A 14,076-nucleotide genomic window follows, 5' to 3' on the forward strand; every position below is an offset into this window, starting at 1 on the left:
GCACTCGACCCGCCAACTTTGGGTTATGTTTAATAACAAGCTGCGCTGCTTCAAACGTTTCAGCATCTACGATTGCCGGATGGGCGTCGTGTGTAATATAACGCTCATCCTCACGCGTACTCCTCAGCGAATTCCGACTCACCGCTATACGCTGGGTCTTGCCTAAAACCAGCGTACCTTTGTGAACCGGGTTTGCTATGATGCCGGAAACCTTGGTGGAGTTCCAGCCGGGGTGTGCCGGTACGGGCCTCTTGTCATAGCCGTACCAGCCCCGTTCTCTAAAATACGTGCCCGGGTCGAGCAAGCCCTCGCTATTAAGCGTGCGTGCTATATCGGCAGGCACAATGCCTTCGCAAGCAAGCTCAAAAATACGTCTTACCACTTTAGCCGCACCATCATCAACAGCCAGCTTCAGATAATTGTCAGGATCGACCACATATCCAAAAGGTGCTGTGGCATGGGGTCGCTGTCCGCGCTTCCATCGTGTCTTCATGGCAGAGCGGATACGCACCGATGTGTCCACGCAATACGACGCATTGGCAATATTGCGTATAGCCACATCAGGAAGAGCTGCCTCAGCATCCGCAGCTTCACTATCATAGCCCTCACCAAGCGCCACAAAGCGAATATGCATAAACGGAAATATCTGTTCGATATACGTTCCCGCATCTATGTATTCACGAGCAAAGCGTGAAAGATCTTTTACAACGACCATCTCTACACGCCCTTCCCGTGCAAGCGACAACATTTCCTGTACGGCAGGTCGATCAAAGTTGCTGCCGGTGAAACCATCGTCAACAAACTCACGGATTTCCCGTGCCGCAAGCATCGGGTCGGAAGTCACGTATTCACGGAGGATGGCGCGCTGATTTTCAATGGAATTGCTCTGAGCTTTCACGCCATCCAAATCGCCGTCCGCAGCCGAAAGTCTCATATAGAGCGCTATCACGATATCTCCTTCCACACCCTATCAACCACACCAACCCAATCTTCAAACACGAACTCAATTGCAATGCCGCCATCGCTTCCTACCTCGATGCGTTTCACCATCGCTTCAAGAAGCTCAGGCGATAGCGTATGCAGTTCTGCAAATGACCTACTCGCACATAACGCGCCATCCGAGCGAGAAAGCGCAGCCTCAAACGATGCCAGCTCCCCCTTAGCTCGCGCAAGAGCGGCTGCCGCATCGCGAGTATGCCGCACTGCCTCCATCTTCGCTATTTTGTACTCATCAACGCAAAGCGAACCCGCCGCATAGTCCTCGTACATACGTGCGCACTTAGACTCCAATGAACGAACCTTGCGCTCAAGCGCAGTAATGCCCTCTTCATGGCGCGTTCGCGCGGCTAACACCCGAGGATCTCGCACAAGACCAGGTAAAACCTTCTCAAAGGCTGTTGCTGCATCTATCTGAACGCGAATGGAATCAGCCACCACCAGCCGAACCAAGCGCTCGGGTATTCTCGCAGCATTCGGGCAACCTTTTCTCTTGTGCTTGCGGCATAAATACACACTCCCACGCCGCTCGCCCTTATTGAATCGGCGCTCAAGCATCATCGCGCCCCCGCAGTAACCGCAGCGCAAATAACCCGACAAGATATCGGGCATAGCCTCGCGCTTAGAAGCCGTAGCCTCCAAGCATTTACGCTTATCTTTTTGCATTTCTTGTCTTGCAAAAGACACTTTCTCAAAAGTTTCTCGATCCACAATCGCGGGATGCGCATCAGCAAATACCAGCCGCTCTTCTGGCGGAACTTGTGCGTTGGGCTGCCGGTTAGCAAAAGAACAATGCGTCTTATTGAGCACCAGCTGGCCTGAGTACACCGCGTCATCTAAGATGCGTGATACCGCGTGAGACTTCCAAGGGGTATCTGCGTGATAGGCGCTATGCCCGCGAACACTCTGGGCATTGCGATGGTCCATGGGCGTAGGCGCTTTCATTTGATTCAACCTGTCAGCAGACTCGCTAGGTGAAACGCCTTGTGCCGCCCACTGAAACATCAGCTTCACAAACGGTGCGGTTTCTTCATCGGGGATGAGACTGCGGCTTTCTTGGTTGATGCGGTAGCCATAGCGCGCCGCGCCATAACTAATGCGACCAGCTTCAGCTTGGCGGCGCTTGATAAGCCCCACCTTGCGCGAGGTGTCTTGGGCATAAAGCTCGTTTACCAATCCCTTAAAACCCACCATGATGCCGCCATCGCCTTCAAGGGTATCTAAATGATCGTTGATAGCCAGAAAACGCACACCCAAAAACGGAAATATCTTCTCTAAGTAAGTGCCCGTCTCGTAAGCGTTACGCCCAAAACGTGACAAATCCTTCACGGCAATGCAATCAATACGACGCGCACGCACCTCGTCCATGAGACGCTCAAACTCAATACGACCCTTGAAAGTGGTTCCCGTTCGCCCGTTATCAGAGAACATGCCAACCACCTGTATATCATCGCGCCCCTCCAGCGCGTCAGAAACAAAATCCATTTGAGCCTGGATGCTATCGCCGTCATGCCCATTATCCCTGCTGGACAGCCGTGCGTAGATACCACATTTCCAAATCTTTCTACTGGTTTTTTCAGCACTTGAACTATCCGCAGATCCATCGTCCTTCCGCGATCTTCTTGACATGGCTTCCTCCTTTGCCGGTACCAGTCCTTTTGGGTTGACGCCCCTTGTTTTTCTCCATTGACTCAATAGCGCGCAGCTGTAATCCTTTATCAACAAGTGGTTCATGGTGGTTTTCGGTCGAAGACATGACAGCAACCAACGGATCACTCACCGTACGTGCTGACGCAATACGCATGGGATCAAAAACTCCCGCATAAAACGGATTGAGCACCATTCTTTCCACCGCATCCATACTCCAAGGAATGGGTCTGCGCCACTCGTCGGGCTCGCGACCAGCCAAGTCGCATTTGCGGTCGCGCGGTGAGGGTGCATTCAATGTTGCCACCTGAGCCAAAAGCCCGCTCGCAGTGTATTCATCTTGAGCCGCCAAGGTAAAGATGGTGCGCACGGCGTTGGCAACCACCTCATCAATGCGCACTCCGCCACGAGCTGATTCATCGTAAATATAGCCATAGGGCACCGACGTGCGCGTAATGCGCCCTTCGCTCAATCGCTCGAGTTCACGAACGCGCTGCACATGAGCCTCAAACGTGTCATAAGCTTTCTTCAGATAACGCGCTGAGCCTCCGCGAGCACTGTCGAACCGCCCAGCTATATCGATAAAACGCACTCCCGCCGGCAAAAGAACTCGCTCGACATAAAACGAAGCCTCAGAATACGTGGGGCCAAAGGACGAGAGGCGCGGCACAAGAACGGCATCCACCAGACGGTCCTCCACTGCGTCCATCAGACGGTCAAACTCAGCTTCAATATTGCGCTCGGCATTTCTGTTGCGAAACGTCATCTCACGTTTCAAATTGGTATGCCTGACAAGATATGCCTTGCACACACTCGATTGTCCCGCTAAATCAGGTGTTGCGCCTTGCCAGTCAAACGCAGAAAGCCACACGGCGCATCGCCACTTCTCGCTACGCCCCACCCTAAATGCAGGGTGTGCCGCACGTAAGACATCCGTGAAATCGACTATTTCAGACATGGTTGGCCTTCCTGCGCGCGCGTAAGAAATGGATCGCCAAATCTAAAAACGACTTCAACATCTCCGCCTTCGTGTACCAAAATCCGGTCCACAAGTTCAACCACCGTTATGCGGGACACTTTGTCTTCCCCCTCGTGACTTGCCAATAAATCAAGCCATGATGCGCTCGAGGCTTGCCCCGTTCGCACCATCTCACGAGCAATATCCGCGCGTTCTGCTTGCAGTGCCGCCAAACGGCGATCCATCCCTTGGGCAAGTCCCTGATACTCGTCTCTCCCAATAACGCCATCAGCGAAATCTGCATACATCCGCAGTCTTAGTTCCTTAGCACGCCCAATCGCATCGTCTGCCGATCCAGCCCGACGAACAAGGTCAGCATGGCGATCACGGCGGTGATCAATGGACTTCTCGGATGCCTTTGATTCGTTAAGAGCAGATGCTATGCAAAGCTGTATGGCCGCAGCCACGCGCTCCTCAAGCTCACCTTCCCCTATCTTGTGCATAGAACACGCATGGCGGTCTTTACGGTGAGTTTCACACGAGTAATAGTGCCTCACAAATTTCTTATTCCTCACGGTGCGCCGGGCCAGCGTCGCGCCACAACGCGCACACAAGACGTATCCCGAAAACGGCAGCAAAGTATCGTGACCAGGTGCACGCCTCATATCGCGTGAACCAACCTGCTGCGCCAGTTCAAACGTCGAAACATCAACTATCGCTTCGTGCGTTGCTTCAGCTCGACACCATTCATCCGCATCACGATGTAAAATCACTGCGGATCGAAAGTCGGGCTTGTAGGTCTTTCCCTGAACCAGGTTACCGATGTATGCTTCATTGCTGAGAATACGAATGATCATACGTGCATCCCAAGAAGGGGGCTTCTCCCCCACGAAGTACCCACTATGCCGACGCCCATTTCTGCGAGAGTGTTCATAAGGACATGGCACGCTTGCACCGTTCAGCCGCTCTGCAATGCTTGCGGGGGTAAGCCCCATGAGTCGCCAATCAAATACGTCACGCACCACCGCTGCCGCCTCAGGATCAACGACCAACTTCGACCTCTCTGACCCCATTCCCCGCACGTAGCCATATGGCGCGAAGCTTCCCGTGAACTCGCCCCGGCGGCGTTTTGCCGAAAGAGAAGCCTTTGTTTTAGCTGAGGAATCACGACAGTACATGTCGTTGAAAAGGTTTTTTACAGGCAAGGTTATGGCATCAGCGCTCGTTTTCTCGCGAATAGAATCGTAACCATCGGTAATGGCTATCACCCGCACTCCTTTGGCAGGCAGCTCGCGTTCAAGCAGTCGAGACAATTCTAGGTAATTGCGTCCCAAACGAGAAAGGTCTTTGACCACGATACAGTCAACACTGCCCCGAGCTATATCATCGATCAAACGTATCCAATCGGGCCGGTTAAATGACGACCCAGAAACACCATCGTCGATGTAAGCGCCGACGCACTCAAAACCGGAATGCTCAGAAAGATAATCTTTTATAAGCTCCACCTGGTTAGTAATGGAGTAGCTGGTGCCGATATTCCTGTCATCAACGGAAAGACGGGCGTAAACAGCGGCACGGTACACTCTTTGTCGAGCTGCAGGCTCGATAGTTTTGGGCATGCGAAAACCTCCTTAATCGCGTTATTCTTGCCACCAAGGAGGTCTTCGATTCAGTGCCTGTTCTTTTAGAAGCGCAATGCTTCCCGCCGCCTTGGATTCTAATGCTGTAAAGCAATTCAGTCAACATTCGGCAAAGGTTTCGATTCTTTATGACACTCAAGGATCGAGCCATTATTCTTCATGGCAAGGCAGTGCGCTACTGCCTCATCAATTGTGCACGTACCGGCAAAACTCACATGCACGCGAGCGCCACAACATACAAAGTCATACGGGTTGCCATTCATCTGCTCAACCGTACTTCGAAGGCGTTCTTCTACCGGTTGACTCAAATCGATATCAAGATCGGCAATGTCTAGCAGTTTGTCTTTATTCATGACAAACCCCAATGTCGTAAAGTCGGCTCAGCTCTTCGATTTGATCTTCATCAAGTGACTCCACCATTGCAAGGATCTGCTCATAGAGCTCACGTATTATCCGAGTTCGTCGCTTACGCACAGCCGTATGGCTAACGCCTAACAGCTCTCCACACGCCCGCAAGGTCAATCCGTCAAAAAACAGTGAGTGAACAACGCGAACATCCTCCGCTCTCAAATTAGCAAGGGCCTCGTCAAGCAACTCATAGGCCACTTCACGGATTTCCTTTTCGCGTGCGTCTTCCTCATGCGCCTGGATGGCAGCTAAGTTGCCGCCAAGGGCATCCCAATGGCTTGCGTTCGAATCACCCGAAATTCCACGGTATGCAGCATCAGCAGAAAGCACACCGTGATAGCGGTCGCGCTCCTGTGCGTTTCGATCAGCGTTTTGCGTTTCGCACAAAGTCTTTGCAATTTCATAACTAACATCAACCGATACTTTTGTTCCGTTGCTCTCGTATTCCACGCGGCAATGGGTTTTGACGGGTTGGTTTTCCGACATCGCAGCCTCCTCCTTAAAATCAAAGGGAGGCCGGGTGCGCTCCCCGCCTTAAGCAGGGAAACTGTCTGTTTGGAAACCATCAGCGCGCGACGAAAACAAAAAGAACCAGCCGCGCCTCCCTAACGGGAAGAGCGGCTGGTTCTTTTTGGTGCATGCCGAAGAGCTCCGCCACAACCCGTTTTTTTAAGCAGGCTGGCGAACTAAGTCGACCAATTCGGTTGCCATGCGCCCCTTAATCTTGAGCGCCTAACTAAATAATTAAGTCATCTGACTGCTCCATTCTTGACCCTTAGACTAAAATAAAAATTCTTGTTTACCATTTCTTTTGTTGCTTATAAGAGAATAGAACCAACTAGCCGTTTGGGATATAGGGATGGAAACGGGAACACAATCGAGCATCGGGAGCAAGACGGGAATATGCGAAACAATAACGAAGCAGACCATGACGCCATCAACTGTAAAGAACTCTTGGAGTCGTTTATGGATACAGTACTCCAAGTTTATCTACCGAAAAACCACCATGTTTGGGGCATCAGTGACGACGACATGAAAGACTGCGGACTCAATGTATTACCTTCGATAGATTTTGTTCGTGACAGAATCAGAAAGAAGAAGGGTCACGCGCTAGATGAAGGAGTGCTTTCGCTTATCAAGGGGCTGCTAGCACTTGCATTCAACGATTGCATTACAAAAAGCCCTCAAGGCAAGAACTTCACCGCATTCGGCGTGTGCAAGAAAACAATCGCTTTTTTGAACGAAAGCTTCGAAGTAAATGCAAACGCTCTCAAAACGAGTTACTCGAACAGCCCGGAAGAGTGTTCTCGAAAATATAAAACATTACAAGACTGTGTGAATGAATTGTTTGCAATAGCAAGCGAAAACGCCAACAAAAATGATTATGTATCGAGGGCTGTGTTGACAGGAGTCATCGAAGATACGATTCTCACGTACTCCACAATACCGATTGAAGGAGACGATCTGGAAAACGAGATAATTCGGTATCAGAATATTTTCGTCGATGAGATGCACCTTGAAAGTCGAAATGGGTTTCATGCAAGTCTGAAGGACATTTTCGTAGAGCCCAATTTCTGTTATATGCGCAACGGTTCGACAGCAATCACTAATGACTTTACCATTACGGAATTCGTTGAAATGTTCGCGTGCGGACAAATCGAGGTAGTTGCCCCAGAACTAAGCAACAAAACAAAAGTGCTCACCTTGCTCGGACAACCCGGATCTGGCAAGACGAGTCTCCTTGCTTCCTTTGCAGACAAGCACGCCCATGGCCAATTCTGTCAAAACGTCGGAAATTTCTACTGCATCCGTCTAAGCAACTTAGCTGATTCCTCGTTCGCCGAATCACGAAATCCGATTTCGTTTCTCAGAAAACGCTTGAAGTTGCCAAACGCGCGATTTGATGACTGCTTAATCATGTTAGATGGGCTTGACGAGCTTTGTCTTCTGCTCTCTAGGGATGAAACCGTTGGCAGCTTCTACAGCAAGATTCTTGATGGAGTGAGCGCCTTTAAGAACTGTCGCGTACTGATTACCTCGCGATTTAACTATATAGATCTCAGTAAAATCAACGATAAGGCATCCCTGCTCGTCGAGGTCAAATCCCTGAATCGTAGTAAAGCTGATACCATGATTGAAAAACTGCAAGACACAAGAAGCCAACCGATTAATGAAACCGTCATCAATCAAATAGAAAAGAATTTTGAGGTATTTGACTTTCTGTCTGTACCCCTGCTTCTCTACACCATCTTAGCGCTTGAAATCACAGTTGACGAAACAGAGGGTATTGGCAGCCTCTATGACCGTATTTTTGAGGAAATAGCGAAGAAGCCCTATGGAGATGGAAAGACCCCAGAATACAATGGCACTATCGACTCAAGGGAACTTGCTAGGTGTCTCGCCTTGGAAATGCGGCGTAAATCAAGAAAATACTTGAGCTCGGCCGAAGCTGAAAACATTCTAAAAAGAAATACCTTGGAAAGTGTGCCCGAAAATCTTAAAAAGAAAGTCTGTGCGAATTACGGCATGACCTTCTATTATAAGAACGCCAGTGATGAAAACTTTGCCCCAGAGTTTATGCATCGAACGTTTGCTGAGTTCTTAGCGGCTGAAGGGATATACCTCAAACTCGCCGAAGCCGTTGAATCGGCCAAAAGCGTGGATTGCAATCAATGGTGGAGTGATTTTGACTACATGCTGGGCGCCGAAAGGCTCAGTAATGAAGTTTTGGCTTTCTTCAAATATAAGGTTGAATCAGGAAAGGTCAGCAAAAGTAAGATAATCGAAACTATGTCAAAGTGGCTCTTTGAGTCATACTTACCCTATGGCATGCTTTACCGGTCAGGAAGAGAAACCGAAGAGTCTTCATTCAAAAAGGCCAGTATGCTGTTGCTCTCATATTGGAGCATGATGAAAACAGTTGCCGAGGGTAAACCAATACTCGACAACCCTACGAATGCGCAGAGCCTATTCAACGGAATGGAGGAAGCTCTACACTATTCCTCTTTTACCGTCAGTTTCACAAACGAAAATATTACCTTATGCGACTTATCGGGAATGAATCTGTCCGATTGTGATTTTTCAGGTGCAGTGCTAAAAGGCTGCAACCTACACTCTACCAACCTTGAAAACTCAATTTTGGTAAATGTCGATTTATCATTTGCAAACATGGTAAACACAAATTTAAGCGGAGCAAAAGTAAACGGATGCCACCTTGAATGCGCAAGGCTTGACGGAACAGCAAGCAATTGGAAAAACCGAAGTAAATCAACTGTGTTCATCGAAGAACAGCAACTAACACTATATCCGCAGCTTAAGGAATGCCGATATACATTCATCACGCCCACCCACAATCCATCAAAAGACCCGTGGGTGATCTTTAATCCGAAAACCGCCTACGACAAGGATCACACAACCACCGTCGTACGACTTTTCGACACTCGAGAATGGGGCTATTTATACAGAAAAGAGGCACTCAAACAAGCCGCCTCAGATGGAGAGATATACTACTATTCAGTTACGGAAACGTGCTAGCCACAGGCAGGACCGAACTAATCACTGCATAAAGAAACGCTTTGTAAACAGATCGGTTTATCGGACATAAAAACCCTAATCCAAATGGGACTTCATATTTTCTCCATGGTGTCAGGCACCTATTGACTTTAAAACCGAATAGAAAGCCCCACGAACAAGCTGGCTTAAAAGCACTCTTCATCAGAGGCTTAGATACCTGTGCGTAAATTTCAGTGTGGATGTTGGTTTTAGTTGTCAAAGTTAAATCGTTTTTGCTTGTGATGCCTGGTCAAACATTGTAAAACTTAGAATTACCCCACTCAATCAAAGAGAACCAAACATTCAGAATCGATCCGCGTCGTACACAGCCTCAAAACAACCTTTGGAAATGCTTTCGATTGTTATTCCGTAGATTTTAACGAACGACATCTTGGACTTTTTTGCAGCAATAAGACCTTCAGTCGTAAGCTCAACGCCAACATTCGTAATGTCATCTTTCAAAACATCTGAACGTACAATAAGACCCATTGATTCAAGAATTCTGAGTATATATTCGTAATCATATTCAGTGCACCCCAGCACAACCTCATCTATATACCAAAACCCCTCAAGCGCCTTCACAACGTCGCGCACATTATCAACAACACCGCGATTACGTCTTTTTCTCACATAATATTCGACCTTTGCTTCACGAGGAATATCCCAAACCTCATTAGAGAATACTGCTCCACGAATACGACCTTCTTCAAGCCAAGTTTTTACTTGTCTTTTTGATTTCTTATATCTTTTTGCATACTCATCTTCGTTCATTGGACACCTTTTTGTAGGCTTAAATGACTTATTTACTCATATAAATGACCAAGAAGTTTATCTCTGCGTCTCACTTGTGAAGAGCTCAATGTTTCAACCTTGCAGGCAAATACCTTTCGTAAATTATCGCTCCACTCCCACCCAGGAAGGTCGATATTTGGTTGATCTGCATAGCAACCAATAGTGTAAAAAGCTATCGCAATTCCGATGTCTTCCAATTCCGACTCAGTTAATTGAAGCGAATAATCAAAGAGAAAACGTTTATTTGGCGCAGGACCAATTGTCACCCTGTCAAACGATGCCAGACACGAAGGAAGCCCCTGGTCTTCCTTCAACGCTGTTTCAGAAACAATATCACTCGCGTTTAGAACGCTTTTCTTTCCCCCATTGGAGACCATAAACCATATATGCTCAGACAAATATTCCGCTTCAATTTCCTTCCCCCTACGGCCATAAACCCTAAGACCATGCATTAGGCGAAGTAAATGATGATCAACCTGTTGAGCTAGTTTTTTTCGAGTTGTATGTCTATAACTCTTCACTTCAGCAAGACCAACGACGACTATATCAGACTCTCGCATTCTGCTATCAGGTACCGCATTCCCCTGTTCACACTCATGTTGGTAGTCAAGTGAGCTAGAGAGAAACAAAATATCGGCAGCCTGAGCCCACCGCCCAGCACAATGGCTATCTCCCGCGCGGCTCATTTGAGGAGAACGACAATATCTCGCAAGCTTCACGCAACTCGAGCTTGGTTTCTGCAATTTCGAATCGAGATGCTTTCTGCAAAACGAAAGAGCAAGGCGTTCCGCCAATACGCCTTTCGGTTTCACTATCATTTGAGAAAGTAAATAATCGACTGCTCGTTGGATTTCGATGCTACTCAAAGAATCATCAGCAAGTAAAACCCGTTCGATAATTTCACGTACGTAGCGTTCGTGCGGAGAGACACCAACGCTCAGCAAAGTTTCTAAAAACAAATCCCCCGCAAGGTTTTCAGTTTCTTCTTCCGTTTCGGACGAGGAAACCGCCTCTGCAGACTCCAGCAGCATATCCCACACCGCTTCGTTCTCACATACTCTAGATACGTATCGCTCTTCACTCATTGAAAACCCTCCTTTTAGGCTCTCCATGATCCCATGGGGTTTTCCTCCATTTCTCACTCTTTTCTGCTCGACCCCAAAAAAGCTGTTAGCTTTAGTGGGGTTGCATAAAGCTTCCTGATCACGTGGGGTTTCTGCACAAATCCAAATCAACCCACTCATCAAACGTAATTTTGTCGCGATCTAAACGAGTTTGCCAATAGCACGTAATACCCGGTTTGACCAGGAGCCTTTGTTTTTGACGATTGGTATATAAGGCCGTCTCTCTCGGAAGGCTCGGTCTCGGGCCCACTATGGAAATTTTGTTTTGTGCTACGTTAATAAACTGCGGCATTTCATCCAAGGAAAGTTTACGAATAACCTTTCCTACACGCGTAATTGATTAGGTCAAGTTAGAGACAAAATTATTTGGGGAATGAAAAGAAAATTATAGAGGATGTGTCTCAAAACTACGTCGTTTCATTGAGACAGAAATTCATAACTCATCAATCATAGACGATTGAAGCCTTCGCAGCCAGAGTGGCTGCTTCTTTTTGATGTTTACAATTTACTCAAATGTACTTATAATGTCAATGGAATGATTACAAGGATTGAGGGTGGCATGGTTAAGAAAATATCTATAGACGTTGACGACCAAGTCTACGATCGCTTCCAAGCGGCGCTGAAGCTTACCGACAAGGAAGAAGGCGCTGCCATCGAAGAAGCGATGAAGGCTTTTATCGCTCAGTCCTTTGCTGAAGTAATCGGCGAATACCAGCCCTCTACCGACAACGCAAGGAAGTACTGGGGCAAAGCCGCTAAGCGCATTCCTCGTTGGGCATGCCATAACGAGCAATACAACCACAAGATTATCGCCGCCTATTTCGAGGCGATTCGCTTAGACGGCAAGGCAACGCTCCCCCGCATCGAGGAGCTTTGCGCCGACAAGGAGCAGGAACGGTTTTATGTACCGACATTTCGAACTAACTACGCACAGATGAAAGCAGACGGCCCCAAGACGCATGGGCGCGTCTTCGAGGACAACGGATTTGAAGTATGGATATGGAAAGAGGTAGCAGACGTAATGGATGCATATAGCTACGCATTTATCGATTTAGATTAAACAGTATGCGTTTATTCGCTTAGACGCATACCATTGCAGTACGTGCGCGATTGAGCTGCAAAGGCTGGCGGAATCCGCATTCAAGGGAGTTCCAGCAGGAACTCCCTTGTTATCGTCAGGGTAAGGAGTAGGACAATAACCTCCATCCATTGACGGCAATAGCTTTATTGCAAATCCTTTGTCTGTCAACTAGCCAGCGATTCTAACCTTCGCCTCATTGGTGACGCTAATGCCGCTATTCCAGAAATTATTTTCTTCGAGAAGCGTTGAAACCTCTTCATATACAGGAGCCTCGGCCCTTGGATCTCGAATAGTTATCACAATGCAAAAATCCTGCGAAAGATCCTCGTAATTAGCAAGAGCCTTTCTTTCAATATGATCTCGATATAGACCACATGCGTACAGATACCAAAGCTTGCCCTCGCTGACTTTGTCTCTATTGGCGTTTGTCAAATCCTCTAAATCAATCGCATATTTCTTAACCGGCGAGTACTTACCGCCATGCTTTATCAGCATACGCTCTCTTTGCGCAAAGCTCGTTTCGGTTGTCTTCAGCTTCGTTTTACTGTATGGCGTTTCGAGAAGCAGGTTTATAGGATTGCTTCGCCCGATCGGATTAAGCGTTAAAGGGCTCTGGATGTCTCTCTCACGTTTCTCGTCATATGCGCCGAACTTTACGTCGATATCAGACTGGCAGTACTCACCGCCTTGAGAGGCGTCGAGCACCGGCGAATAAACGACCGTTAAAGTAATTTGGCCGGTGTAGTAACCATCCTTTACTAGAGATGGCGGCATAGGGAAATCCATGATATCGATCTTTTGACCACGCACCAGAGTTCCCCTCAGAACGAGAGTCGCGCTATGCTCGTCATCAGACAGAATCGACTCCATCGAAGAAGGGACACCAAACCCAATCTCTTTAACTTTTTCATCAGCAGGAATCAACGTGTCACCTGGAAAAATGCCGGAGTGGACTATCAGCGCCTTCGTAAGCAAAGGGTCAAATTCATCATCGATTGCGTTTTGTATATTCGCGGCCAGGGAAGCAACTCTCGGAGTGGAAAAGCTAGTGCCCACGTTCAGCGAACCCGAATCATCGTCAACGCCAAATGAGCGAACGTCAGTAGTCGTCATCTTTCCATCCGGAAGGAACCCGACATTCCCACCATAATGCGACACTTCTGGCTTAACGATAAACTCTGGGCCGGGCCCTTTGCGGGAGAATGGCGAGGCGCAGCCCTTCTCGGCCAAATCATACTGCCCTTTTTCATGAGCGACCGAACCGACCGTTATGCATCGAACCGAATCTGCACCAGCATGAAGCCTTCCCTTTATACCGGAACGATCGGGAGAACAATTCCCAGCAGATTTGCAGATTAGAACGCCGTACTCATCTTGTATCTCATCGAGAGCTTGCCCGAAATCTGAAAACGCGTTGTCCTCGATAGGGGTCGCAATGCTTAAAGACAGATTCCATATTTTAATTTTTTCGCAATTTAGCTTGACCGCGCATCTAATTGAGTCGATCAAATCGTCTTCTTCAATGCCGTCAGCGGGAAATACCGCCGCATCAAAGACTTTAGGCTGAAGCCCTCCTACCCAGTGCGCCTGCTGAAGCAAATCGCCATATGAGGCGACACCTGCAACAAAGGTACCATGGGCAGGGTTTATATCTTCTTCGGAAAAAGGCGACCATCGGTTCCCTACTATCCATGGCTTAAGGTGCTTGACGGGGGCAATGCCGCTGTCAAGCACGCCTATTACGGGATAATCGAGGGCCTCATCAGGAGTTGTGATGTCCGGGAGTCCTTCGATATCAGAAAGAGAATCTAGAACTGCGCTATATCTCGGCATAGGTCGAAAAGAGAATAGCGTCTCGGAAGCTGCGCCATCGACAAT

Annotated in this window: 12 protein-coding genes; 2 read left to right on the plus strand and 10 right to left on the minus strand. The window is 48.2% G+C overall.

Features of this window, described 5'->3' with window-relative positions; translation table 11 throughout:
- The 6 genes from RR842_RS07525 to RR842_RS07550 form a co-directional block, all read right to left on the minus strand.
- Positions 1-949, minus strand: a 949-nt coding sequence (locus RR842_RS07525) for a recombinase family protein (RefSeq protein ID WP_332729370.1), incomplete at its 3' end; no start/stop codon positions are given.
- Positions 946-2,625, minus strand: coding sequence for a recombinase family protein (locus RR842_RS07530; protein ID WP_332729372.1), 1,680 nt, complete (start codon positions 2,623-2,625; stop codon positions 946-948). The genes RR842_RS07525 and RR842_RS07530, both read right to left, overlap by 4 nt.
- Positions 2,585-3,601, minus strand: coding sequence for a recombinase family protein (locus RR842_RS07535; RefSeq protein WP_332729373.1), 1,017 nt, complete (start codon positions 3,599-3,601; stop codon positions 2,585-2,587). Before RR842_RS07535 ends, RR842_RS07530 begins: the two co-directional genes overlap by 41 nt.
- A complete protein-coding gene (locus tag RR842_RS07540) occupies positions 3,589-5,220 on the minus strand; it encodes a recombinase family protein (protein ID WP_332729374.1) in 1,632 nt (543 codons plus the stop codon). Before RR842_RS07540 ends, RR842_RS07535 begins: the two co-directional genes overlap by 13 nt.
- A 116-nt stretch (positions 5,221-5,336) precedes the next feature.
- On the minus strand, positions 5,337-5,594 hold the full coding sequence (locus RR842_RS07545; RefSeq protein ID WP_332729376.1) for a DUF6870 family protein: 258 nt from the start codon (positions 5,592-5,594) through the stop codon (positions 5,337-5,339).
- Positions 5,587-6,135 carry an ECF-type sigma factor gene (locus RR842_RS07550; protein ID WP_332729377.1) on the minus strand — a complete coding sequence of 183 codons (549 nt, stop codon included), beginning with the start codon at positions 6,133-6,135 and terminating at the stop codon, positions 5,587-5,589. Before RR842_RS07550 ends, RR842_RS07545 begins: the two co-directional genes overlap by 8 nt.
- Positions 6,136-6,615: 480 nt before the next feature.
- Here RR842_RS07550 and RR842_RS07555 point away from each other — a divergent pair, with 480 nt between their 5' ends.
- Positions 6,616-9,183: a pentapeptide repeat-containing protein gene (locus RR842_RS07555; RefSeq protein ID WP_332729379.1), complete on the plus strand. Its 2,568-nt coding sequence runs from the start codon at positions 6,616-6,618 to the stop codon at positions 9,181-9,183.
- 321 nt (positions 9,184-9,504) lie between these two features.
- Here RR842_RS07555 and RR842_RS07560 read toward each other — a convergent pair whose 3' ends face one another.
- From RR842_RS07560 to RR842_RS07570, 3 genes are all read right to left on the minus strand, one after another.
- A complete protein-coding gene (locus RR842_RS07560; protein ID WP_332729380.1) occupies positions 9,505-9,972 on the minus strand; it encodes a hypothetical protein in 468 nt (155 codons plus the stop codon).
- A gap of 32 nt (positions 9,973-10,004) precedes the next feature.
- On the minus strand, positions 10,005-11,078 hold the full coding sequence (locus RR842_RS07565) for a hypothetical protein (RefSeq protein ID WP_332729381.1): 1,074 nt from the start codon (positions 11,076-11,078) through the stop codon (positions 10,005-10,007).
- A gap of 118 nt (positions 11,079-11,196) precedes the next feature.
- The gene (locus tag RR842_RS07570) at positions 11,197-11,454 is read right to left on the minus strand and encodes a sugar transferase (protein WP_332729386.1); all 258 of its coding nucleotides are present in this window, start codon (positions 11,452-11,454) and stop codon (positions 11,197-11,199) included.
- Between the two features lie 222 nt (positions 11,455-11,676).
- Between RR842_RS07570 and RR842_RS07575 the strand changes: the two genes are divergently transcribed.
- The gene (locus RR842_RS07575; RefSeq protein ID WP_114534140.1) at positions 11,677-12,177 is read left to right on the plus strand and encodes a hypothetical protein; all 501 of its coding nucleotides are present in this window, start codon (positions 11,677-11,679) and stop codon (positions 12,175-12,177) included.
- A gap of 189 nt (positions 12,178-12,366) precedes the next feature.
- Here RR842_RS07575 and RR842_RS07580 read toward each other — a convergent pair.
- The coding region (locus RR842_RS07580) for a S8 family peptidase (protein ID WP_332729385.1) at positions 12,367-14,076 on the minus strand (1,710 nt) is incomplete at its 5' end.

This window comes from Gordonibacter sp., from assembly GCF_036667095.1.
GTDB lineage: Bacteria > Actinomycetota > Coriobacteriia > Coriobacteriales > Eggerthellaceae > Gordonibacter.